Origin of the sequence: Bradyrhizobium cenepequi, assembly GCF_020329485.1 — a bacterium.
In the GTDB taxonomy this organism is placed as follows: Bacteria; Pseudomonadota; Alphaproteobacteria; order Rhizobiales; family Xanthobacteraceae; genus Bradyrhizobium; species Bradyrhizobium cenepequi.
Window position 1 is genome coordinate 52,464 of sequence record NZ_JAGKJI010000007.1, and the last position, 24,199, is coordinate 76,662.

At 63.5% G+C, this 24,199-nt stretch carries 20 protein-coding genes; 5 read left to right on the forward strand and 15 right to left on the reverse strand.

All coding sequences use genetic code 11. The annotated features are described in order from the left end of the window. Nucleotides 1-16 precede the first annotated feature (16 nt). Together J6497_RS10810 and J6497_RS10815 are read right to left on the reverse strand one after the other, a co-directional pair. Nucleotides 17-1,915: a TRAP transporter large permease gene (locus tag J6497_RS10810; RefSeq protein ID WP_225704251.1), complete on the reverse strand. Its 1,899-nt coding sequence runs from the start codon at nucleotides 1,913-1,915 to the stop codon at nucleotides 17-19. Between the two features lie 45 nt (nucleotides 1,916-1,960). Further along, nucleotides 1,961-2,980, reverse strand: coding sequence for a TRAP transporter substrate-binding protein (locus J6497_RS10815; RefSeq protein ID WP_225704252.1), 1,020 nt, complete (start codon nucleotides 2,978-2,980; stop codon nucleotides 1,961-1,963). A 534-nt stretch (nucleotides 2,981-3,514) separates the two neighbouring features. On the opposite strand from J6497_RS10815, the gene J6497_RS41215 reads away from it, so the two are divergent. Continuing rightward, on the forward strand, nucleotides 3,515-3,637 hold the full coding sequence (locus J6497_RS41215) for a hypothetical protein (RefSeq protein ID WP_283844412.1): 123 nt from the start codon (nucleotides 3,515-3,517) through the stop codon (nucleotides 3,635-3,637). 28 nt (nucleotides 3,638-3,665) lie between these two features. Here the strand turns inward: J6497_RS41215 and J6497_RS10820 are convergent, their stop codons facing one another. The 10 genes from J6497_RS10820 to J6497_RS10865 form a co-directional block, all read right to left on the reverse strand. Further along, nucleotides 3,666-4,679, reverse strand: a complete 1,014-nt coding sequence (locus tag J6497_RS10820) for a formate dehydrogenase subunit gamma (RefSeq protein WP_225704253.1) — start codon at nucleotides 4,677-4,679, stop codon at nucleotides 3,666-3,668. Between the two features lie 42 nt (nucleotides 4,680-4,721). Beyond that, complete coding sequence (gene fdh3B, locus J6497_RS10825) at nucleotides 4,722-5,318, reverse strand: formate dehydrogenase FDH3 subunit beta (RefSeq protein WP_225704254.1); 597 nt, start codon at nucleotides 5,316-5,318, stop codon at nucleotides 4,722-4,724. Nucleotides 5,319-5,330: 12 nt separating this feature from the next. Continuing rightward, nucleotides 5,331-8,273, reverse strand: coding sequence for a formate dehydrogenase subunit alpha (locus J6497_RS10830; protein ID WP_225704255.1), 2,943 nt, complete (start codon nucleotides 8,271-8,273; stop codon nucleotides 5,331-5,333). Between the two features lie 12 nt (nucleotides 8,274-8,285). After that, the gene (locus J6497_RS10835) at nucleotides 8,286-8,495 is read right to left on the reverse strand and encodes a twin-arginine translocation signal domain-containing protein (protein WP_225704256.1); all 210 of its coding nucleotides are present in this window, start codon (nucleotides 8,493-8,495) and stop codon (nucleotides 8,286-8,288) included. Nucleotides 8,496-8,525: 30 nt separating this feature from the next. Further along, nucleotides 8,526-9,305, reverse strand: a complete 780-nt coding sequence (locus J6497_RS10840) for a molecular chaperone TorD family protein (RefSeq protein WP_225704257.1) — start codon at nucleotides 9,303-9,305, stop codon at nucleotides 8,526-8,528. A 132-nt stretch (nucleotides 9,306-9,437) separates the two neighbouring features. Further along, nucleotides 9,438-10,076, reverse strand: coding sequence for a DUF3306 domain-containing protein (locus tag J6497_RS10845; RefSeq protein WP_225704258.1), 639 nt, complete (start codon nucleotides 10,074-10,076; stop codon nucleotides 9,438-9,440). Next, on the reverse strand, nucleotides 10,073-10,588 hold the full coding sequence (locus J6497_RS10850) for a DUF3305 domain-containing protein (protein WP_225704259.1): 516 nt from the start codon (nucleotides 10,586-10,588) through the stop codon (nucleotides 10,073-10,075). The genes J6497_RS10845 and J6497_RS10850 overlap by 4 nt, the downstream gene beginning before the upstream one ends. Further along, the gene (locus J6497_RS10855) at nucleotides 10,585-11,592 is read right to left on the reverse strand and encodes a DUF6352 family protein (protein WP_225704260.1); all 1,008 of its coding nucleotides are present in this window, start codon (nucleotides 11,590-11,592) and stop codon (nucleotides 10,585-10,587) included. Before J6497_RS10855 ends, J6497_RS10850 begins: the two co-directional genes overlap by 4 nt. Next, nucleotides 11,589-12,140 (reverse strand): DUF6505 family protein, encoded by a 552-nt coding sequence (locus J6497_RS10860; protein ID WP_225704261.1) that lies wholly within the window; start codon nucleotides 12,138-12,140, stop codon nucleotides 11,589-11,591. Before J6497_RS10860 ends, J6497_RS10855 begins: the two co-directional genes overlap by 4 nt. Further along, nucleotides 12,137-12,823 carry a biotin/lipoate--protein ligase family protein gene (locus tag J6497_RS10865; RefSeq protein WP_312010265.1) on the reverse strand — a complete coding sequence of 229 codons (687 nt, stop codon included), beginning with the start codon at nucleotides 12,821-12,823 and terminating at the stop codon, nucleotides 12,137-12,139. The genes J6497_RS10860 and J6497_RS10865 overlap by 4 nt, the downstream gene beginning before the upstream one ends. Before the next feature lie 216 nt (nucleotides 12,824-13,039). On the opposite strand from J6497_RS10865, the gene J6497_RS10870 reads away from it, so the two are divergent. Further along, nucleotides 13,040-15,010, forward strand: a complete 1,971-nt coding sequence (locus J6497_RS10870; RefSeq protein WP_225704262.1) for a 4Fe-4S binding protein — start codon at nucleotides 13,040-13,042, stop codon at nucleotides 15,008-15,010. A gap of 53 nt (nucleotides 15,011-15,063) precedes the next feature. Here J6497_RS10870 and J6497_RS10875 read toward each other — a convergent pair whose 3' ends face one another. Next, nucleotides 15,064-16,356: a c-type cytochrome gene (locus J6497_RS10875; protein WP_225704263.1), complete on the reverse strand. Its 1,293-nt coding sequence runs from the start codon at nucleotides 16,354-16,356 to the stop codon at nucleotides 15,064-15,066. Nucleotides 16,357-17,899: 1,543 nt separating this feature from the next. Here J6497_RS10875 and J6497_RS10880 point away from each other — a divergent pair. Further along, nucleotides 17,900-18,925, forward strand: coding sequence for a pyridoxal phosphate-dependent aminotransferase (locus J6497_RS10880; RefSeq protein WP_225704264.1), 1,026 nt, complete (start codon nucleotides 17,900-17,902; stop codon nucleotides 18,923-18,925). Nucleotides 18,926-18,959: 34 nt separating this feature from the next. Here J6497_RS10880 and J6497_RS10885 read toward each other — a convergent pair whose 3' ends face one another. After that, nucleotides 18,960-19,799, reverse strand: coding sequence for a universal stress protein (locus J6497_RS10885; protein ID WP_225704265.1), 840 nt, complete (start codon nucleotides 19,797-19,799; stop codon nucleotides 18,960-18,962). Between the two features lie 125 nt (nucleotides 19,800-19,924). Then, nucleotides 19,925-20,113: a hypothetical protein gene (locus J6497_RS10890; RefSeq protein WP_225704266.1), complete on the reverse strand. Its 189-nt coding sequence runs from the start codon at nucleotides 20,111-20,113 to the stop codon at nucleotides 19,925-19,927. Between the two features lie 246 nt (nucleotides 20,114-20,359). On the opposite strand from J6497_RS10890, the gene J6497_RS10895 reads away from it, so the two are divergent. Next, nucleotides 20,360-21,454 (forward strand): HlyD family secretion protein, encoded by a 1,095-nt coding sequence (locus tag J6497_RS10895; RefSeq protein WP_225704267.1) that lies wholly within the window; start codon nucleotides 20,360-20,362, stop codon nucleotides 21,452-21,454. Then, entirely contained in the window at nucleotides 21,451-24,195 is a 2,745-nt protein-coding gene (rbbA, locus tag J6497_RS10900) for a ribosome-associated ATPase/putative transporter RbbA (RefSeq protein WP_225704268.1), read from the forward strand. Before J6497_RS10895 ends, rbbA begins: the two co-directional genes overlap by 4 nt. Nucleotides 24,196-24,199 lie beyond the last annotated feature (4 nt).

Below are 24,199 nucleotides of genomic sequence, written 5' to 3' on the forward strand. Positions count from 1 at the left end.
ATTAAAGATTAAAGTCTCACAGGAACCCGATGGAAATCCACGGGAAGATCGCGACGATGATCAGGCCGACCATCAGCGCCAGAAGATAACCCCAGATCGGCCTGACGCCTTGCGCCGGATCGACGCGCCCTATGGCGCAGGCCGCATAATAGCCGACGCCGAAGGGCGGTGCGAACAATCCGACGCCCATCGCAAGGATGATGATCATGGCATAGTGCACCTCGTGCACGCCGACGGCGCGCGCGATCGGAAACAACAACGGCCCGAACAGCACAATCGCCGGTATGCCCTCGAGCACGCTGCCGAGGATCACGAACGCCAGGATCGACACCGCGATGAAGCTCGCCGAGCCGCCGGGCAGGCCGGTCATAGCCGCGGCGAGCGCCCGGGAGAAGCCGGACTGGGTGAGCCCCCACGCCATCCCGGTCGCCGTGCCGATGATCAGGAGGATCGCGCCGGACAGGCACGCCGTCTCGACCAGCATTGGCACGAGTCGCCGCCAGTCGAAATTGCGGTAGATCAAGAGGCCGTAGATGAAGAAACCGACGATGAAGGCATAGACGATGCCGATCGTGGAGACTTCCGTCGCCGTCGCGATACCCTCGACCACGGCGTAGCGGATCACGAACGGCAGCGCCAGCGCGGGCAGGGCGATGACGAGCGCCCGCCCAATCTCCGCGCCGCTTGCCCGCTTCACATGCTGCAAGTCTTCCTTGCGGTAGCGCCACCAGACCAGCGCGGACAGCGTGATCGCCAGCACCACGCCGGGCAGCAGGCCGCCGGTGAACAGCGCGGCGATCGAGACGCCGGTGACCGATCCGATGGTGATCAGCACCAGGCTCGGCGGGATGGTCTCGGTCTGGGCGCCGGTCGCCGCGAGCAGGGCGACGAGATCGCCGGGGCGGGCGCCGCGCGCCTTCATCTCCGGAAACAGCACCGGCGCGACGGCGGCCATGTCGGCGGCCTTGGAGCCGGAAATGCCTGAGACCAGGTACATCGCGCCGACCAGCACGTAATGCAGGCCGCCGCGGACGTGGCCGAGCAGGCTTGCGAGGAAGGCGACCATCGCCCGCGCCATGCCGGTCATCTCAATGAGAAGCCCCAGGAAGACGAACAGCGGCACCGACAAGAGGATCAGGTGGCTCATACCCTCGTCCATGCGGCCGACCAGCACCATCAGCGGCGTAGAGGTGGTCAGCGCCAGGTAGCCGTAGGTCGCGAGCCCGAACGCAAACGCGATCGGCACGCCGGCGAAGACCGAGAAGCCGGTGACGCCGACAAAGAAGATGATGAGATTGAGATTGCCGAGTGGCCGCAGGGCGCCCTTGAGCAGCCAGAACACGGCGATCGCCACCGCCACCGATGCGATTGCGGCCAGCACTGTCCGCGCATTGGCCGCGCGGGCGAGCCGCAGCAGCGCGAACAGCGCCATCAGGCCGATCCCGGTCGGCAGCGCCGCCGCCCGCCAGCTATTGAGGATCTGCAGCGCCGGTGTCGTGATGTAGCTTTCCTCGTAGGCATATTCGTAGGCCGGCCAGGCGATCAGAAGCAGGAACGCCAGCGCAGCGGCAGTCGCGACCAGATCGAGATAGGCCCGCAGCGCCGGACGCGCATTGGCGACCACTGCCGTCATGCGCATGTGCTCGGCGCGGCGGAACGCAACGGCGGCGCCCAGCATCGCCAGCCACAGGAACAGGATCGAGGCCAGTTCGTCGGACCAGATCAGCGGGCTGTGCAGCCCGTACCGCGCGACCACGCCGGCGAACAGGATCACGATCTCGGCAACGACCAGCAGCGCCGCCGGGATCTCGACCAACCATCCGAGCGCGTGCTCGACCGACTCCGTGAACGAACGGCGGCGAGGGGAGTGATCCGCCTCGCCGGCCATGATCTCGCTCAGTTCGGCATGAGCCATGACGGCCCCCTGCACTAGAGATTATTGAGACGGCGCGCCGTCCGCTTACGACAGCTTCCCGACGGATTTCTCCAGGAGCTCCCAGGCCTGGTCGCCATACTTGCCCTTCCATTCGGCATAGAAGCCCGCCGCGCGCAGCTTCTCGCGGAACGGCGTGATGCTCGGCTGGTTGAAGGCGAGGCCCTTGCCGGCCAGTTCCTGTTGCAGGTTGGCGTTGAGCTTGGCGACGTCGGCGCGCTCGTTGACGGCGGCCGCGTTGACGTTCTTGGCGACGATGGTCTGGACGTCCTCCGGCAGCTGCGACCAAGCCCGGCGGTTGGCCAGGAACCAGAAGCCGTCCCACATGTGGTTGGTCAGCGAGCAGAACTTCTGCACCTCGTAGAGCTTGGCGGTCGAGATGATCGCCAGCGGGTTCTCCTGGCCCTCGACGATCTTGGTCTGCAGCGCCGAATAGACCTCGCTGAAATTGATCGAGGCGGGGGCGGCGTCGAACGCCTTGAACATCGAGGTCCACAATGGCGAGACCGGCACACGGATCTTGAAGCCTTTATAATCCTCCGGACCATTGATCGACTTGGTCGAGGACGTGGTCTGCCGGAACCCGTTGTCCCAGATCTTTTCCATCACCTCGAGGCCGGCCTTCTTGATCTCGCCGCGGACATGGGCGCCGAGCCCGCCGTCCATGGCCTTCCAGACCGTGTCGTAGTCCGGAAACGCAAATCCAATGCCGTTGATGGAGGCCGCCGGCACCAGCGTCGACAGGATCAGGCCGGACAGCGTGAAGAACTCGACGCCGCCGGACCGGATCTGGCTGAGCATGTCGGTGTCGGAACCGAGCTGGTTGTTGGGGAAAACCTGCAGGTCGAACCGGCCATTGGTCTCGGTCTTGATCGCCGCCGCCATCTCGCGGGCGCGGACGTTCATGGGATGGCTGTCCGGGAGATTGTTGGCGTATTTGTAAGTGAACTCGGCCGTCTGCGCGCGGGCCACCAATGGCGCGCCAAGGCCGCCCAGGACGGCCGAGGCAGCCGATACCTTCAGTAGCGCGCGTCGTGAAAAGCTCATCTGGTTTGCTCCCTTTATGAGGCTTGTTGTTGTCCATGCCGAGGGGTCGGCAAGCGATCTCGCCGGCGCTTATTGCAGCGTCTGGCGCCCGCGGCAATATGGGCTTTCAGACAGGGCTGCATACGGCTGGATGCCCACATGCAGACGGGCCGATGCGGTCGCGCTGGATTGCGTGACCTCAGGCTTTGCGTTGACGCTTCGGATCGGCATTTCTGTGAGGAATTTCGCCTAAATCTTTGATCTGATTGTAGATAAAAATATTCCATAATATACCTTATGCGAATTCTGTATCAAAAGCATTGGGCGTGTTGTCGTCTGCGTTTGCATCTGAGTCAGTCGTGCCCTTCTCTGACATCCCTGGAGCGCACCGCTTGCTGCAGGCAACATCCCGGTCGCCTCGGACCAACGCCTACATGCCCATCGCGATTCCGGGCGCACCCGAAGCGCCAGGTACTGCTGCCGCAAGACGCATTTTGCTTCGCGGCCGGACATTTGTATGATTTTCCGCGCGTCTATTCGGCTGGAGGGATCGCGATGAAAGCGTTTTTACTTGCGTGCGCGGCAACCCTGGTGATCGCGGCTGCCGCAGTTGTGGGGCTTAGCCATGTCCAGGAGCCCGTCGAGCAGGCCTTTGCAACGACGGGTGTACGGCTCTAACCGACTTGCAGAACAGGTTTCGATGGCCCTACTGCGCCGCGGACGCCGCGTGGCGAGGCTGCGGTTGTGTGTCATTCGGGCCGGTTCGCGCCATCTCCTCGTCCAGCCACAAACTGTGGTGCTCGCGCGCCCAATTGACGTCCACCTCCCCGGAGCCCATCGCCTCGAAGGCTCCCTCCATCCCGATCGTGCCAATATAGATGTGCGCCAGCATCACCGCGATAAAGAGCACGGCAACGATGGCGTGAACGATCTGGGCGATTTGCATGCCCTCGATGCCCGTGGTGTAGAATGGGAACATGAGGACATAGCCGCTCGCGGCGACCAGCCCGCCGCCGATCACGACGATCCAGTAGATCGCCTTCTGCCCAGCGTTGAACCGATAGGCCGGCGGATGGTCATGGCCGATCAGGCCGCCTCCCCGTCTCGCCCACTCGACATCCGCCTTGTTCGGGATATTGCCGGCGATCCACATCAGGAAGATCAGCACGACGCCGATGGTGAACGGGAAGCTCAGATAATTGTGGGCATACTTCGCCCACTGCGACCATTCGGAGAACGCTTCGAGGCCGATCAGCGGCAAGAGCAGCGGCCGACCGAAGGTGATGTTCAGCCCGGAGAGCGCCAGAATGATGAAACAGACGGCGGTCATCCAGTGCACGAAACGCTCAAAGACGTTAAAGCGCACGATGGTGCGGCCCGACCGTCCGCTTTCGAGGCGAACCATGCCGCGCGCCAGATAGTAGATCACGATCACCGCGAGCATGCCGATGATGGCAACGCCGCCGATCCAGCGCAGCGTCACATTGTGGAATTCGCGCCATTCGCGGCCCTGCGGCTGGACCAGAACACTGGATCTTTGATCGGGGATGCTCACGCGGCCCTGGATCCGGTCGAGCTCCTGCAAGAGCTGCTGTTCATGCACTGAACTCGCGGTCGGGTTGACCTGCTGCGCGCTCACCGGAACCGGCGCAGCCCCGATAAGCAGGAGCAGTGCCCAGGCGCCGACGGCCAGCCGAACGAACCTTGCAAACGACGCCATGAACTCCTCCTCGATGTTCGCCCGCCGTAAATCTTGGCCGCGTCAGGACTCGATCGTCTCGCGATAGGCCGTCTTCCAGCCCCAGGCGCCAGAGCCGTAACCGCGCTTCATGACGCGCTCCTTGTAGATCTGGGCGATGATCTCGCCATCGCCCGCGAGCAGCGATTTCGTCGAGCACATCTCGGCGCAGAGCGGCAGCTTGCCTTCGGCGAGCCGGTTCGCGCCGTACTTCTCGTATTCCTCCTTGCTGCCATCGGCCTCGGGGCCGCCCGCGCAATAGGTGCACTTGTCCATCTTGCCGCGGGAGCCGAAATTGCCGACTTTCGGATATTGCGGCGCGCCGAACGGGCAGGCGTAGAAGCAATAGCCGCAACCGATGCAGAGATCCTTGGAGTGCAGCACCACGCCGTCGGCGGTGGTGTAGAAGCAGTTCACCGGGCAGACCGCCGCACAGGGCGCATCGGTGCAGTGCATGCAGGCCATCGACACCGAGCGTTCGCCCGGCTTGCCGTCGTTGATGGTGACGACACGGCGCCGGTTGATGCCCCAAGGCACCTCGTGCTCGTTCTTGCAGGCTGTCACGCAGGCGTTGCACTCGATGCAGCGGTCGGCGTCGCAGAGAAATTTCATACGTGCCATCGTCGTTGCTCCTTAGGCCGCCGCGATCTGGCAGAGAGTGACTTTGGCCTCCTGCATGCCCGTCGCGGGATCGTATCCGTAACTGGTGATCGTGTTCGCGCTTTCGCCGAGCACGATCGGATCGGTACCCTTCGGGTAATTGCCGCGAAGGTCCTTGCCTGCGAACCAACCGCCGAAGTGGAAGGGCATCCAGGCAACGCCCTTGCCGATACGCTCGGTGACGAGCGCCTTCATCCTTGCCCTGGAATTGTTCTCGGCGCCCGTGACCCAGACCCAGCCGCCGTCTTTGACACCACGCTCGGCGGCATCGGCCGGGTTGATCTCGATGAACATGTCCTGCTGCAATTCGGCGAGCCACGGGTTGGTGCGGGTCTCCTCGCCTCCGCCCTCATATTCGACCAGACGGCCGGACGACAGGATGAGCGGAAATTGTTTGGCGATCCCCTTCTCCACCGCCGTCTTTTGCACGGAGAAGCCGATATTGGGCACGCGGAACTGCTTGGCGTCGGGCAGCGTCGGATATTTGGCGATGAGGTCGACGCGCGGCGTGTAGATCGGCTCGCGGTGAACCGGAATGGGATCGGGCAAGCCGAAGGCATTCATGCGCGCCTTGCCGTTGCCGTAGGGCACGCAGCCATGCGCCAGCGCCACGCGCTGGATGCCGCCGGACAGATCGAGCGACCATGACACCGCGTCCGGATTGGCCGGGTTGATCTTGTTGATCGTTGCCATTTCCGCTTCGGTGAGTTCCGTATTCCAGCCAAGCTTCTTCAGGCTCGCCAGCGTGAACTCCGGATAGCCGTCCTGGATAGCCGACCCCAGCGAGTACGAGCCGTCGGCGAGCAGGCTCACCTTCCGCGTCGTGCCGTCCGGTAGTTTCTCCTCGCGCTCGAGGCCGAAACGCGGCCGGAAGGTGCCGCCGCCATCCATCACGTGCAGATTGGTGTTGTAGAGCAGCGGCGTGCCCGGATGCTTGACCTCCGGTGATCCCCAGCACGGCCAGGGCAGACCGTAATAGTCGCCGCCAACCTCGGGGTCGTCCTTGGGCGCCCGCATCGTCAGCATGTCGAACTTCGCCTGGTTCTTCATGTGCGCCTTGAGGCGTTCGGGCGATTGGCCGCAATAGCCGGTCGACCAACTGCCGCGGTTCATCTCGCGCAGCACATCCTCTGCTTCAGGCAGATTGTTCTCGACCTTGATATTCTTGAACATCTGGTCGGCGAAACCGAATTTCTTCGCCATTAGATAGATCACCTCGAGATCGTCCTTCGATTCGAAGATCGGTTTCACGATCTGCTCGCCCCATTGCAGCGAGCGGTTCGAGGCAACGCGCGACCCCTTGCACTCGAACTGGGTGGCGACTGGGAGAATGTAGACGCCGTCCTTGCGTCCCGCCTCGACGGCGAGCGAGGCCCAGGTCGTCGGATGCGGGTCGGCGATGACGAGGAGCTCGAGCGCCTTCAGGCCATTCAGGGATTCGGGAATGCGGGTGATGCTGTTGGAGGCGTGCCCCTGCACGAACACCGCCCGCACATTGTCTTTCTGCGCGACCTGGTCTTTCGGCAGCGTCACCGCTTCGAACCAGCGGGTCAGCGGAATGCCGGGAGTTTCCATCATCTGCTTGGAGTCGAAGCGCGACTTCAGGTACTCGTAATCGACCTCCCAAACCCGCGACCAGTGCTTCCAGGCGCCCTCGGCGAGTCCGTAGTAGAACGGCAGCGTGACGATATCGAGTCCGACATCGGTCGCGCCCTGCACGTTGTCATGGCCGCGGAAGATGTTGGCGCCGGCGCCGGCCTTGCCGACGTTGCCGGTCATCAGCAGCGCGATGCAGCTTGCCCGCACGTTGGCGGTGCCGACGGTCTTCTGGGTTTGGCCCATCGCCCAGATCAGTGTTGCCGGCTTCTCGGTAGCAAACATCTTGGCGACGCGCTTGAGCTGCTCGCCGGGAATGCCGGTGACACGCTCGACTTCGTCCGGGGTCCACTTCTCCACTTCCTTCCGCAGATCGTCGAACCCGTAGACGCGCTGCCGGATGAACTCCTTGTCCTCCCAACCGTTCTGGAGGATGTGCCACATCATGCCGTAGAGCACCGGGATATCGGTGCCCGGCCGCATGCGCACATATTCGGTCGCGTGTGCGGCCGTGCGCGTCAGGCGCGGGTCGATGACGATGAAGTTGGCCTTTTGCAGCTCCTTGCCCTCAAGCAAATGCTGCAATGAGACCGGATGCGCCTCGGCCGGATTGCCGCCCAACACGACCTGCGTCTTCGCGTTGCGGATGTCATTGTAGCTGTTGGTCATCGCACCATAGCCCCAGGTGTTGGCGACGCCGGTGACGGTCGTGGAATGGCAGATGCGCGCCTGGTGATCGGTGTTGTTGGTTCCCCAGAATGCGCCGAGCTTGCGGAACAGATAGGCTCCTTCATTGGTCATCTTGGCCGAACCGAGCCAATAGACGGACTCGGGACCGGACTTCTCGCGCACGCCCAGGAGCTTGTCGCCGATCTCGTTGATTGCGGCGTCCCAGGAGACGCGGGTCCACTGCCCGTCCACCAGCTTCATCGGATAGCGCAACCGTCGCTCGCTGTGCACGAGTTCGCGCACGGAAGCGCCCTTGGCGCAATGCGAGCCGCGATTGATCGGGGATTCCCAGCTTGGCTCCTGACCGATCCATACCCCGTTCAAGACCTCCGCCGTCACCGTGCATCCGACCGAGCAGTGCGTGCAGATGCTCTTGCGGACGGTCGCGCCCGCAGTGAGCGGACCCGTCGTCGCTGCTTCCGCCTTGCGCACGCTTCCGATCGGCATGGTGCCGAGCGCGGCGAGCGCGCCGCCGGCCAGACCGGATTTGCGCAGGAAGGTGCGGCGGTCGAGACCGCCGGCCTGACCTGCAAGGGACTCGGCGATCGAGCCGTGGCGCTCGGAACGCCCGTGTGTTCGCTTGATCAGCACGGTCAGCCTCCTTCAAGCCGGATAACGATTGACGCGGTAAAAGGCCTTCACGTGATCGGATTCCTTGTAGCGCGCCTTTCGCTTCTCATCGTTGGTTTCGCTGTCGGCCTGCGCGGATCCGACCAGTGGCGTCGCGAGCGTCGCGCCGGCGCCGACCGTGCCGATGCCGACCTTGCGCAGGAAGTCGCGGCGTCCGACTGTGGCTTTCTTCTCTTCACTCATCGCATGTCTCCCCGGACCGGCGTATGCCGGTCAGTTGGCGAATGTGAATGCTTCCGTCTCAATCTCGATAAAGGCACGACCGAGCGCGCCGACCGCACGATAGAAGGTGGCGTTCTCCGCGCGCTCGATGTCGGCGAACAGGCGCCCCATCCAGGACGCGATGTGTTTCTCGAAGAAGGTGCGCTGCGCGTCGGAGGACGCCTCGAAGCGCCCTCCCGCAAAGCCCGCCATGATCTCGCACAGGATGGCCGCGTGATCCTCCGGCTCGGAATTGCTCGCAACGCGCTCGATGCCAAGCGCTGCGAGGTCGGCACGCAGGCGCGACAGCGGCCGCTCGTTGAGAAACCCCGTCAGGTAATAGGATGCATAGGGCAAGAACTCGCCGCGTCCGAGACCGACGAACAGATCGAAATATTCGCGCTCGACCTTCGCTGCGACCGCGCCGGCCGCAGCTTCGGCGAGCGCAGCATGTGCGCGCCCAAGCGGCGTCGCATCGCCGCTCAATGCAGCCAGTTGATCGAGCAGCCTTCTTGACGGCGCTGCGGACAGAAGCGTTGCGAGCAGCAGATATTCCTGCGCACGCGCGGCATCGATAGGATCGATCGGCTGCGCGGACAACGGCGGCTCGCCGTAAAGATCAGGTCGCAATTCTTTGCGTGGTACGCCGGTTGCGGCTTCGACTGCCATCACCCGCTGTGCGGGCAGCGTGTTCCCGTTCGAAATAGAGGGCTGGCTGACGCCAATTTTACGCGCAAGCTCGGCAACTCCGCCGGCGGCGGCAATGGCGCGATCGAGCCCATCATCACGCACGTGGACCTCCCATCCAAGTCCCGTCTGCTTGATTATTGCTTTTCTTACAAAGCAGTAGGGAATCGTAGTCCCCGTTCCGCAAGGGGTCAATCGCCTGCCCATAGCCTTCGGCTATAGTCTTTCGTCGAGCCTCTAGCGCGGCAGCGCGCCGCCATGCGTATGGCGCCGAATGGGCTCGCGTTCGCTCTCGGCATTTTCGGTCACCGTCGGTTGCGCTGCAGCAGGAGCGGAAATGACTTGGGTGGTAGCCGCATCTTCGGCAGCGACCACAGCGCTCGCGGTCTCCGCTTGATGCAGGTCCTGCGAAGAATCCGCGATTTCAACCGACGTCTCAGGCCGCGCCTCGGCCGACTTGCGCAGGCCACCGACGATCCGGTCAACCAGCGCGGCCAGCTCTCCCTCGGGACAGTCTAGCGGTCCGAAGCCCGGCATCGCGGTCGGATCGTTGAAGTCCCAGGCGTTCTCCGCCAACCCCACGAAGTCGCGAATGGTGGGATCGGCGCTCCAGGCGCGACGAAGGGCCGCACGTGTCAACTCCGGCGGAATCCCTTTGCGCAGGAATGCAGTGACGTCGGTTACGCTTGTGATCGAGTCGATTGGAGGCAGACTCGACAAATCGAATTCCACCTCGCTGTCTTTGACCGCTGGCGGCGACGCGGGCTGCACCGCGTGATGCCTTGCCGCGTCGGGCAGCGTGGCATTCGCCCTTCCCTCCTGCTTGGCCTCCTGCTTGCGGCGGGACCAGCGTGCCAGGAACTTGTCCTCACTCATTCGTGTCCGCCTTCATGGTGACGGCGCGCGAGCGCCTCCGAGTCGACCTGCCGCCGCCTGCGCTTGAAGAACTCCCGTTCGACGTGGTGCTCGGCGATGAAACCTTCAATCGTCTCGCGCAGCATCTCGGGCATTGGCACCGCCTCGACGAGATTGGCACCGGCCTCGGTGAAGGCCTCGCCTTCCGCGGGATCGGCGGTCGCGGCAGCCACCGAATAGGGCCAGGCGTCTTCCGCAGGCGACAACACGGTCCAGATGCTTGGACTCCCCGAGGCGAGATTGTCGCGATAGCGCGCCGTCTCGGAGGGATAAAGATCGACCGTGGCGCTGCCGGCATAGAAGAGAGCCGCCCCCTCCTCTTCGCGAAGCACGGTCCAAGGCTTTGTCTCCGGCTCGTCCGGCAGCACGGCGACGCTGCGCCAGACGAAGTCAGCCCATGGCGAGTCCGCCTTGCGCCGCTCGACCACGACGCCAACGGGGATGCGCAGGAGTGGCAGCGCGGCGGGGCTCATGTCACCATCTCCAGGCGTTTGACCGGCAGCCCCGTCAGCAGATTTTGTGGCTTCATCCGGAGCTTGTGGTCCGGCGTCATCGCCAGAATGAGATAGGCCGGCTCGCCCTGCATATCTTCTATCGCCTGGCTCGCATCCGCAAATGTCAGGCGAAACAACGCGAGCACGCGTCCGGCGTCGCGTTCGTCCAGCGGCTCGCCATGCCAAAGACGGTCGCCGATTCCAGTGGCGTCGGCGTCGAGCCCAACATACCAGGTGAGCCGCGCATCACGCAGCTCGCGCAACGGCTCGATGACGACCTCGATCCCAAGCAGATGGGAGATCCAGCGTCCCATCGCCTGTGCCAGCGCATGCGGACCGCGGCCACCTGCAGTGAGGTCGAACGCCATATCGAAATGGTCGCTCCGCTGCCAATATGCGTTGGCGTTCTCGTCGCTCAACACATCGACGACTGCATCGGTCGTTGCTCCCAGCATCGACATCAGCGACAGCACCGGGGTCGGGCTGCGGCCGCCGACGACCTCTTCATCGCCGAGCAGCAGCGCCTGCTCGTGCGGCAGGATGCACTGCGGGCGGAAGAACAGTTCGGCGGCGCGCAGCACGAACGGGTCGTCGCAGCCGTCGAGAGCGTTGCGCAGGATCACGTGCACGAGGTGATTGACGAACAGCGGTGGCAGATTGTTGGCCCGCGACCGCACGGTTGCGAGGTAGGCAGCCTCCAGCGTCGGATGCCGCAGCAGGAGATCGCGAAAGACGAGCACGAACCGCCAGTTCTCCCGGGCGTCGTGATCTGCGATTACGGCGATCTCCTCAGCGCTGACCGGCTGGCGCGGATCGGCGAGCAGCGAGCGGTACAATCTTCGTTCGACCAGGCAGGCATCGTCCGGCGGCAACAGCTCGGGACGGGCAAAATAGGCTTTCAGGAACTCACCGGTGACGCAAAGCCCACCGCCCTCGTCCCGGTCAAGCAGATGGTGGCCGCACGCGATCCAGAAATCATTCATCGAAGGCGCGGCTCCCGGCCCATATCGGCAATCCTGAGATCGCTGTCGGGTTCGACATCATCCTCTACCGCCATGAACGAGAATGCCTTGCCGTGCCCGTGCCCTGGTCTTTGCCCTTCCCGCAGTTGCAGTCTGCGGAACGACTCGTGGACAGCATCGCCACTCAACGAGCGGTGGACTGCAATGAGCGAGCTGATCGGATGCGTGCAAAGCGATTGCGCAAAGGCGACTTCCTCTTCCGCCGCGGCCCTCGCCGCCACAATGTCTGGGGCGCCGAACCGATCGACCAGTTGCCGGGCAAGGCGTTCGATCAGCGCCTGGCAATCGTCCTCCGTCGCCGGAACAATCTGCGCCAGCGTTGACCATCCCCAGGATTGCACGCCGAGGAAGCCGCTACGGAAGGCTGCACGTTCCTTTCTGCTGAGCTGCGCCGGATCCTGATCACAGAAACGGAAAGCGCCGGAGACGGCCCATTCGCCGGGTTCGGCCGGCACCTCGAACACGAAGGTGTCGGAGGGATCAAGCGCGATGGTGCGCAGCAATTTCACAGCCGCGGTCCCCCGAGCTTCGGATCGAGCCAGGATGGCGCAGCGAGCGCCTTCACGAGTTCCTTCCGCTTCGTTCGGTCGCTACCGATACGGCGCGTGAGGAGATCGCCGCGATCGTCGATCCGCTGCAGCGCTTGCCGCTCGCGCGGCATTCGGCTGAGATAGTCCTGCGCGACGCGGCCAAATCCATCGACCTGCCAACCATCGATCGCCCGCATCAGGTGCCGTGCAAAGCTCTCGGTCACCTGCACGGCCCCCGCTTCGCCAAACCCCTCTTCGTCCAGCGCAGAGGCCAGCGGATGGGCACCGGGCCCCGGGTCGGTCATTGCAACGGTCCGGATCATGGCGCCAAACACAAGCCACGGCGGCGGCTCGTCCTCGCTCGCGGGCGGCGGCCATCCCATCCGCCCCCCGCCGACCAGCCCGCCATCGATCCTGACCGCATCGGGCCACTCGATCGCGACCGTCTTGTTCGGCGGCGCATAGGCGCGAAGAGCATCAGTGAGCGCGACCATGGCGACATAGAAGGCGCGCCGTGCCGTGCTCAAGGGCTCGCTTGGCTCGAGCACCACGGCGAACTCGGCAAGATCGAACCGCCCGACATAGACCAGCGTGCCAGCGCCGCTGTCGGGTGCGACGCGGCAGGCATGGGCAAAAGCGTCTCCGCTTTCGCGCAACCGCACCAGCGCGAACGGCGGCGGCAGAAGGATCGGTTCCGCCAGGGAAACATGGCTGGTTGGGGTCGACCGCAGGCCGTCCTTCCTTTCCTTTTCTTCCCGATTTAGAATATCTATACGAGGCGAGGGATCGGCGCGAGTCCGTCGTATGCCGCCTTCTCGGGAGGGATGAATCTGGAGCAGCCAGCGAAGACCATCCTGATTTGCTCGTGTGAAGACACGATGCGGCTCGACACGGCCGCGATCCGGCGTGGATGCGCGAACAGCGAGATCAGGACCTTTCGTCACCTCTGCGGCGCGGAGCTTGATCATTTCCGCAGCGCCGCAAAGGCGGACGGCGCGCTGACCGTTGCCTGCACGCAGCAGGCGGCGCAGTTCACCGACGAGGCCGGCGAACGCTCTGACCGGATCACCTTCACCAATATCCGCGAGACGGCAGGCTGGTCGCGCGACGGCGCGACTGCCGGCGCGAAAATGGCGGCCCTGCTTGCGGCAGCTGCAATTCCCTCACCCGACTATCCGCTGGTCACGCTGTCGAGCGAGGGCGTCATCCTGATCTATGGGCGCGACGAGGCTGCGATCGAAGCGGGCTGCCTGCTCGCGCAGCACCTCGACGTCACGGTCATGCTCAAGCAACCGGGAGACGTCACGCCGCCGGCCGCGGCGGTCTTCCCGATCGTGAAAGGAACGATCCGCAACGCACGGGGGCATTTTGGCGCCTTCGAGCTCACGATCGACGACTGCGCCCGCCCACGCCCATCTTCGCGCGAGCGCCTGGAGTTCGAAGCGCCGCGCAACGGCGCGACCTCGCGCTGCAATCTTGTGCTCGACCTCTCCGGCGAGATGCCGCTGTTTCCCGCGCACGACCTGCGCGACGGCTATCTGCGCGCGGATCCCAGGGATCCCGCGGCTGTGCTACGGGCGGTGCTTTCCGCGCGCGATCTCGTCGGCAGCTTTGACAAGCCGAAATATGTCGACTTCACGCCCAGCCTCTGCGCCCATTCGCGCTCGAAGCTCACCGGATGCCATCGCTGCCTCGATCTGTGCCCGACCGGCGCGATCACGCCCGCTGGCGACCATGTCGCAGTCAACGCGGAAATCTGCGCCGGTTGCGGGCAGTGCGCGGCCGCTTGCCCCACGGGAGCTGCGTCCTATGCGCTGCCACCCGCCGACACCCAGTTGCAAACTATTCGCGCCATGCTGCTCGCCTATCATGACGCCGGCGGCGCGCGTCCGGTGCTGCTGCTCCATGACCGCCAGCACGGCACGCCGCTGATCGATGCACTCGCGCGTCATGGGGACGGGCTGCCGGCCAACGTGCTGCCCCTTGCCGTCAACGAGCTGACGCAGGTCGGGCTGGAAGCGGTCATCGGCGCATTCGCCTATGGGGCGTCCGCGGTGCGGTTTCTGCTGCGCGCCAAGCCGCGACACGCTACGACCGGACTATCGCAGACGATCGCCATGGCCGACGCCGTTCTGGCTGGCCTCGGGTTTGACGGATGCCGTGTTGCGACCATCGAAACGGACGATCCCGACAGCCTCGGTGAGCAGTTGAGCGGGATCGAGACGCTCACCTGCGTCGCGCAGCCCGCGACGTTCAAGGCAGTCGGCAAGCGACGCGACGTGCTTCGCTTCGGCCTGAGCGAATTGCATCGACTGGCCCCCAAGCCAGTGGACGTCATTGCTCTGCCCCAAGGCGCACCGATCGGCGCGATCAGCGTCAACACGGATGGATGCACGCTGTGCCTGTCTTGCGTGTCAGTCTGCCCGACCGGCGCCCTTCGCGATGATCCCGACCGCCCAATGCTCAAATTCGTTGAAGATGCGTGTGTGCAATGCGGCTTGTGCCAGAGCACCTGCCCGGAAAAAGTCATCACGCTCAGACCGCAGATCGACTTCAGCGCCAGCCGCGCACCGGCGCAAGTCATCAAGGAGGAAGAACCTGCTCTTTGTGTCCGCTGCGGCACGCCCTTCGGCGTCAAGAGCACGATCGAGCGGATCGCGGCAAAGCTCGAGGGCCGGCATTGGATGTATCCCGCCGGCGACAAGCGCCTCGACGCCGTGCGGATGTGCGCCGATTGCCGCGTCATCGTCATGAGTGAACAGCAATTCGATCCGTTCCGAGGCATCCCGGAACGCGCGCCGCCACGAACGACGGATGATTATTTGCGTCAACGGGAGAGCAAGGGTTAGCCGCGCGCATCGAGGATCATCCGACGACTTCGATCTGAGCCGGCGGGAACTTGCTACTTCGATGTCGCACGCGCCAGAAAGTCCGTGAGCGCGCGGCGATCCTCGGCTGAGCCGATATGCTGCTCCGGCATCTTCGTGCCGGGCGTATAGGCATTCGGTCCGATCTCGAACAGCTTTGAGACGGTCTCCGGCGTCCAGACGATGTCCATCGTCTTGAGCGCATCGGAGAAGCGGTAGCCGGGCAGCGAAGCGATTTTTCGGCCGTAAAGCCCGGCAAGCGTTGGCCCGGCACGCTGGACTTCGGTTTCCGACAGCGTGTGGCAGGCGACGCAGGCCCTGAAGATTTCGGCGCCGTGATCGCCGGCATAGGCGGCGAGCGGATCGGCCGGCGTGCCGAGCAGGTTCGAGCCGACGGCATCGCCGCTTAGTGCATTCCATCGCCTGATCTTGCCGTCAGCGCCACCGGTCAGGAGTGTCGCGCCATCAGGCAGGAACGCGACCGACCAGACCGGCATGTTGGGACCGACGAGCGTACGCAGCGTGCTGCGCGCCTTGCGATCGACGATCGCCACGGTGCCACCAACGCCGGCCGCGGCGATCAAGGCGCCGTCACGCGAAATCGCCAAGGCCACGATCGGCGTGGTGCTCGCCGCGACGTCGCCGCTCTCCTTGCCACCGGAGGTCAGCATGCGCAGCCTACCGTCCGCCGCGCCTGTGACGATTTCGCCATCTGGCGCGATCGCAACCGCGTTCAGCGGCGCCGGCGACGTAACAATCCTGGACGTACCATCCGCAAGGCGCCAGACCCGCGCCGTCAGGTCGTAGCCTACACTGACGAGCGACTGTCCGTCAGGCGTGAAGGCAACGCCGTTGACGTTCTGCGAATGCCCCTCGAGCACGCGCGATATGCCGTCCGACAGCGACCAAAGCCGCACCGTACGGTCCCAGGAGGCGGATGCGATTGTTGAGCCATCCGGCGACACGGCCATGGCAACGATCGGTCCCGCATGGCCTTCAAAGACTTTGTCAGGTTGCTGCCGGCCTTGCGTCCAAATCGCGATGCGTCCATCCGCGCCGGCCGTCGCCATTCTCGCGTCCTTGAGAAAGGTAGCGGCGTTCACCGCGTCCGAATGAAACCGAAGCACCTGCTCTGCGGATTCGGTCGGGAGCGACCAGCGGATCGCGGCGGTGTCAAAGCTTCCCGACAGGACTGTCTCACCGTCGCTCGAAACAGCAATCGCTCGTACAGGTCCGCCGTGTCCTATCAATTGGGCGGATACAGCTTGCGGAACCAGAAGCAGCGAAATGGCGAGAAGCGCGGCAATGAGACGCACGGTCACACTCATCCAGTCTTCCCGGGCGATGGGACAACACCCCTCCCCATTCTGCCCGTTTTTCTCAAGCGAGACGAAAGCTCTTCCGCGCTCTCAGTAAGCTACTTTTCCGGAGCCACGGTCCTCTTGTTTGATCCTTCCGGGGCCGCTTGCATTCCTGGCGGGCTCTGGCCTTGCGGACTTTCGGGAGGCGCGCCGCCTGTTTCTGTGTTGATTGGCCCCGTCCAGCCCTGTGGCTGCAACTGGCCTTTCTCCTCTGGAGGGGTTCGCCCGGCGCCGATGGTGGGCGAGCTTGTTTTGCCTTGATCCGTCTGGGCGACGGCATGGCCGCAACTGATACAGGCGGTCAAGCATAGAACGGGCACAAGCGTCCGCACTCGAACCCTCCATTCGTTTGATCCAGCTCAACGAAGGGAGCGCTGTTCGGTTCCACGGTGCTGTTAGCGGCAATTGAGTCGCTGAACACTCCGTTCTAAACTGTGGGTGGCGACAAGGACGACAGCCATGCAAATACGATCCAGAGCGTATCTGCAGGTAATTGCGCGGTTGCGAGCCCTCCGCGTTCGCCTTCGGCAGAGTGACGATGCGACAGCCCAAGAGGCATCACCCCTGCTCATCTACATCGCCACCGTGCTCGCGCTGCTATTAATTACCTTGGAAGTCGACCTACACAGCGGACAACTCCAATCCTTGGGCCTGCTGGGCGATCCTCAGATCAATCCCATTTTCATGGGCCCTTGAGACGTCGCGGACACGGAGGTCAGCTCGAGGCGATTGACGCATCAAGCTGTTCCGACAGATGCCGGCGCGCAGCCGAAGTTCAATCAGCTAAGGCTGCGCTGCCAGCATTCTGATTAGCGTTGCGGTTCCTTTGGAAAGACCAAGGACCGGTCCTCGAACTCCTGAACGGGTAGTTCGTTTGGCCGCACCGCGTGTTGAAGCTGCGTTACAGGCATCTGCGTTCCTGCAGCGCTACTTTCTGTTGATCGGTGTGGTCGTAGCACGCCGGTGCTGGTTGCGACCGTTAAGGCTGCGAGGGCTGCCAGCCCAGAGATCACCAGGATCTTCATGCGAACCTCCATTGGTTCTGCGACAGTCGAAGACCCCTGATTAATCCGCGACTCAAAGCTGCGATGTGAGATGTTTCACATCTCTCTTTTCGTTGATCGTCGCTGTTCCGTTCGCGCTTGGATGCATCTCCGCGTCGCTGGCTGGAGAAACTCAACGCGCCGCAGTGCTCCATGGGCTCGACGCATAGGAGGCGCGGCTCTCGCCTCCTGCGCCTCCGCCCTCGCTCCGGCGCTGGTGATGACGGCAACCTGGCATGACACCAGACTTGCGCCCAGCCGCCGACTCTCTTCACCGAGCGTAACAATCGCGCGACGATGCCGCCTGATGCGTTCCCGATCGTGCCAATGGTCGCTTATAGTTGGGGTGACCGGCGCAACTCCTGCAATTGCTATCGATCGGAAGGAGCAGCACCCTGACGGAGCTTTCTCGACGCAATTGGCTGTTGATCAGTACCGCCGCAGCCAGCAGTCTTTTGTATCCAGCCATGGCCGATGCATCGAAACACGACCGAATTCGTCTCTCCTTGAATGAAAATCCATTCGGTCCCTCGCCTCGGGCGTTGCAGGCGATCAAGGCGCACCTCGCCGGCCTCAGCCGCTATACCGGCGACGAACTCACCGAGCTGACGCAGACGATTGCCGCGCGCGAAAAAGTTGCTGCCGAGCAGGTCGTGCTTGGCGAGGTCCTCGACGTGCTCGGCCTGTATCTGTCCGCCCGCGGCGGTCCAGGCGGCGAGTTCGTCTATTCCGAGCCAGGCTACACTGCGCTGGTGGATGCCGTCTCGCCCGCCGGCGGCATCGTCGTCGGTGTTCCCCTCAACGATCAGCTTCAGAACGATCTTCCCGCCATCGCCGCCAAGGTCAACGGACGGACGCGCGCGGTCTATCTTGTCAATCCGCACAACCCAAGCGGCACGGTGAGCGAGGCAGCGCAGTTCATCGAATTCGTGCACGAGCTCTCCAAACGCACCCTCGTGATCGTCGACGAGGCCTATCTTGAATTCACGCCGGATTTCGAGAAGCGAACCGTCGCCGGCCTCGTCCGCGCCGGTGACCACGTCGCTGTCTTCAGGACATTCGCAAAAATCTACGGGCTTGCGAGCCTGGCCATCGGCTGCACGCTGGCGCCCGCCGAACTGGCCAAATCGGTAAAGCAGCTCGGCATCGGTGCGTTCTTCGGACTCAATCGGCTCAGCCTGATCGCGGCAAACGCAAGTCTGAAAGATACGGACTATATTCCGTCTGTTCGCGCGAAGGTCGCGGCCGAGCGCGATGCGTGGCACGAGCTGTTCCGGAAACGGAAGGTTCGCTTCACGGACTCGCAGGGCAACTTCGTGTTCTTCGACGCCAGTCAGCCACAACAAGCCATTGCGACCGCGTTGGCGGCACAAGGCATCGACATCGGCCGCAGCTATCCGCCGCTCGATACCTGGGTGCGCATTTCGATTGGCCTGCCCGAGGAAAACGCGATCGCCCGGCGGGCTGTCGCGGGCCTGCTGCGCCCGACCTAATTCGGTCCTGACCGACGACCCTGTTCGTGCCCTCTCAATGTGCGATCAGCAATGGAACGATCGCGTCGCGCAGCAAGGCTCGGGTCACGCCGCCAAAGATCATCTGGCTCGTTCGCGCATGGCTGTAAGCGCCGACCACGATCAGATCGCCAGTGTGTCGCCCAGCAAAACCAAGGATGGCGTCGGCGACCGAAGCGCCATTGGACCAAATCCGCTCGACCGCCACGTTTACGCCATGGCGGGACAGATACAGCCCCACATCGGCGCCGGGTTCCTCGCCATGGCGGTCATTCTTATGGGGGTCCACCAGGAGGACGGTCACCGACTGCGCGGCCGCAAGCAGCGGAAGCGCATCAGTGATGGCGCGGCGCGCCTCACGGCTGGCATTCCAGGCGACCACGATATGTTCGGCCGCGGACCCACTCCAATGCTCGGGCAACAGGAGGACCGGTACACCAGTCGCAAGCAGCAGCGACTCCGCCGACCATTCTTGCGGCAGGCCGTCTGCCCGCGGACTGCCGACGATCACGAGATCGGAATGCAGCGCATTCAGCGCCGCCCCTTCATTGGCTTCACCGGGCCGGATGCAACGAAACTCGCAACTGATGTCCTCGCGGGTGGAGACGGTCGCAAAGCTTTGATTGGCGGCTTTCGTCGCGGCCAGTTCGCTCGCCGTATGGCGTTGAATGAGTTCGCGAACCGCGGCCTGCCCTCGAACGAACGACTCGGAAGGATTGCCGTCCCAGCCGAACGGTACCACGAAGATTCCGACCAGATGCGCACGGTGACGGAATGCGAGTTTGACGGCATAGTCGGCACGCGCCTCGCCGGCAGGCGACGAATCGAAGAACACGGCTATCGTTCTCAGCGGCACGAAACACTCCCCAGCGAATTGATGAAAACACGTAGCGCGCGACAAGACAACAGCGGTTGACGTGGATCAATCGCGGCTTGCCAGCCCCTCACCCCACAAGCTGGCGGTTCGACGCTCATTCCGTCTCAACCTTGCGAGGCGGCGGTGGTCGTGTCGCGTGCATGGAGACGGTGTAGGGCTTCTCGAACTTCGTCATCTTCCAGACAATCGAGGACCCAGCCCTCTTCCTTTGCCTGCCTGTCTTTGGCCTGGAGGCCATCGTCGGTGCCTGTCCCGCGTTCGGTGGCAACCACCACGTTTTTCCTGTCGACCATGACTTGTCCTCGGTGATTGAAAGACGCGCCGTCTCGCTGCGCAACTCAACAAAGAATGAAGCATTTGACGCGGCGCGGGTTGAGCGAAATCAACTTCGTGGCGCGCGTCAGCAAGTCGATTGCGTCGAACCAGCGCCGGAACGCGATCAATGAGACCCTCGGCGCCGGAACTTGCGTTACGTCAACAGGCTGCGGATGCGGCGGTGCAAGATTGCAAAGTGGTTCTGCAACTCAAGGCACCGACCGATGCAAGATCAAATCGAAGAGATCAAAGGAGGCGCGCCAGCCGCCGATGCGTCTCAGTCGCCTTCGCCTGCCCCCGTCCCCCAGCATCTGCCCGTGCCGGTCCGTCGAAACGGTAAACGGCGCGGTTTGCGGATCACGGCAGCGCTCCTCCTCATTGCGCTCGGCGCCGGTGGCGGCGGCTATTACATCTGGAAGCAAGCGCATCCGCCGCTGCCTGTCGGTATCAGCGTCGGCAACGGCCGCATCGAAGCCGACGAAATCGACATCAGCACGAAATATGCCGGACGCGTGTACGAACTGCTCGCCGATATCGGCGACATGGTTGCGCCCGGACAGGTCGCGGCGCGAATGGATGCGCGCGATCTCGAGCAGTCGCTTTCTAAATCGTTGGCTCAAGGCCGGCAGGCACAGCGCGCGATCGAGGAAGCCGAGGCCGTGCTCAGCCAGCAGCAGGCACAGAAGACCCTGGCCGAGCAGGAAAACCAGCGGACAGACTACCTCCACAAGAATGGCTGGGCGACCAAGGAATTGATGGACCAGCGCAAGCAACAGCTCGACGCCGCCAATGGTGCGCTTGCCGCGGCGCAGGCCAGGGTGCTCGAAACTCAGCACGCGCTGGAAGCCGCTCAGCATGACGCAGGGCTCTACAAGGTGCAGATCGCGGACAATACGCTGGTGGCGCCGAAGCAGGGCCGGATTCAGTACCGTCTCACCAATATCGGCGAGGTCCTTGCGGCGGGCGGCAAGGTCTTCACGATGTTGGATCTGACCTATGTCTACATGGACATCTACCTGCCGACGACCGAGGCCGGCAAGGTGAAGGTCGGCGCTGATGCGCGGATCGTTCTGGACGCCTACCCCGATCACCCGATCCCGGCGAAGGTCACCTTTGTCGCGAGCCAGGCGCAGTTCACGCCCAAGACCGTCGAGACCAAGACCGAGCGGGACAAGCTGATGTTTCGCATCCGGGTGCGCATCGACCCGGAACGTCTGCTTGCGCGCGCGGATGCGGTCAGAAGTGGCCTGCCCGGTGTCGGCTATGTCCGCTGGGATCCCGCGATTGCATGGCCGGCGAAGCTGCAGGGTGCTCCATGAACGGCAGCGACGAACCGGTCGCAATCGTTCGAGCCTTCTCTCATCGCTACCGCTCGGTGACGGCGCTCGATTGCATCTCGGCCGACATTCCCGCCGGACGCCTGGTCGGCCTGATCGGACCTGACGGCGTCGGCAAATCCTCCCTGCTCGCGATCCTGGCGGGCGCGCGGAAGATCCAGGAGGGCGCGGTCGCCGTTCTCGGCACCGACATCTCCAAGGCCGCCGAGCGCGCCTTGATCTGTCCGCGCATCGCCTACATGCCGCAGGGACTCGGCAAGAATCTCTATCCCGACCTGAGCGTCAGGGAGAATGTCGAATTTTTCGGCCGGCTGTTCGAGCAGTCGCGCAGGGAGCGTGAGTGGCGCATCAAGGAACTCCTGGAAAGCACCGGGCTTGCGCCATTCGCCGACCGGCCGGCCAGCAAGCTGTCGGGCGGAATGCGGCAGAAGCTCGGGCTCTGCTGCTCGCTGATCCATGATCCGGATCTCCTGATCCTCGACGAGCCGACGACGGGCGTCGATCCGCTGTCGCGCCGCCAATTCTGGGATCTTATCGACCGCATACGAGGTCGCACGGCGAAAATGAGCGTGGTGGTCGCCACCGCCTACATGGAGGAGGCCGAGCGTTTCGATTGGCTGTTCGCGATGAACGAGGGAAAGATTCTCGCGACCGGATCGCCCTCCGATCTCAAACAGCAAACCGGCACCCAATCGATCGAGGACGCCTTCGTCACCCTGCTCCCGCATCGACAACTTACCGGCAACGAAAAGCCGATCGGTCCACCGCTCGACGGTCATGCCGAGCCCGTCATTCTCGCCAAGGACCTGACCTGCCGGTTCGGCGACTTCACCGCCGTTGACCGCGTGAATTTCACGATCCGCCGCGGCGAGATCTTTGGCTTCGTCGGCTCGAACGGATCAGGCAAGACGACGACGATGAAGATGCTCACCGGGCTGTTGCCGCCGTCCGAGGGCGAGGCGCTGATCTTCGGCGAAGTGCTGCGCGCCGGCGATCTCGAAGCGCGCCGCCGTGTCGGCTATATGTCGCAATCCTTTTCCCTTTACGGGGAACTCACGGTCCGGCAAAACTTGGTCCTGCACGCGCGCCTGTTTCACCTGCCTCCGACGTTTGCCGAGGCGCGCATCGCGGAGCTGATCGAGAAGTGCGGCCTCGCCGACTATCTCGACGATCTCGCCTCCTCGCTCCCGCTCGGGATCAGGCAGCGGCTGTCGCTTGCGGTCGCCGTCGTCCACACGCCGGACCTCTTGATCCTGGACGAACCGACCTCCGGCGTCGACCCGCTGGCGCGCGACCAGTTCTGGCAGCTTCTGATCGACCTGTCGCGCAATCAGGGAATGACCATTTTCGTCTCGACGCATTTCATGAACGAGGCGGCGCGCTGCGATCGGCTGTCGCTGATGCACGAAGGGCGCGTGCTGGCCACCGACACGCCGGCCGGACTGGTCAAGGCGAGGAACGCCAACAGCCTCGAAGACGCGTTCATCGGTTTTCTCGAGCAGGAAAAGCCAAGCGCGCCATCCGTTCTAACCCTCGAACAGCCCGAAGCAATTGCCTCCGAGCCCGACAAGACAACCAGCCGCGACAGCAGGCGCAGCTTTTTCAGCTTTCGGCGGCTGTTCGCCTATACGATCCGCGAGGGCCTTGAGCTGGTGCGCGATCGCATCCGGCTGATGTTCGCTCTGTTCGGAACCGCGCTGCTGATGATCGTGTTCGGCTTCGGCATTTCAGCCGACGTCAACAATCTCAGCTTTGCCGTGCTGGACCGCGATCAGACGCCCGAAAGCCGCGCCTATCTGTCGGAGCTGAGAGGATCGCCCTACTTTCTCGAAAAGCCTCCGCTGACGGACTATGCGGAGCTCGATCGCCGCCTGAAGAACGGCGACATCTCGGTCAGCATCGAGATTCCGCCGAACTTCGGCCTCGATATCAAGCGCGGACGACCCGCCTATGTCTCCGCATGGATCGACGGCGCCATGCCGTTCCGCGCCTCGACCATTCGGGGCTACCTGCAGGGCATGCACCAGCTCTATCTGAGCGATCCCGTGCTGGACACGACGAAGGCGGCAGCGCCCCTGCCGGCCAATATCGAAGTCCGGTTCAAATATAACCAGGACTTTGACAGCATCTACGCCATGGTGCCATCGACCCTTGCGATGATGCTCGCGCTGTTTCCGGCCATCCTGATGGCGCTCGCGGTCGTTCGCGAGAAGGAGCTTGGCTCGATCACCAACCTCTACGTCACCCCGGTGACGCGGCTGGAATTTCTCGTCGGCAAGCAGCTCCCCTACGTTGCGGTCGCGCTGATCAATTTCATCATCATGTTCGCGATGGCGGTGTTCATTTTCAACGTGCCGCTGAAGGGCAGCTTCGTGGCGCTGCTTGCCGGCACGATCATCTACGTCTTCACGACGACCGGCTACGGCATGCTGATCTCGACCTTCTGCACGACCCAGATCGCGGCGCTGTTCGGCACCGCGATCCTCACCATCCTGCCGGCGCAGCAGTTTTCGGGCATGATGACGCCGGTCTCTTCGCTTTCCGGCTCGGCGCAACTCATCGGCCTTTGCTTCCCGATGAGTTATTATCGCCCGATCAGCGTCGGCACCTTCACCAAGGGACTGGGGCTTACCGATCTCGGTTCGAGCATTCTCATGCTCCTGGTGTTCGTCCCCGTGCTGACGTCGCTCAGCATGATGCTGCTTCCAAAGCAGGAGCGCTGAGACG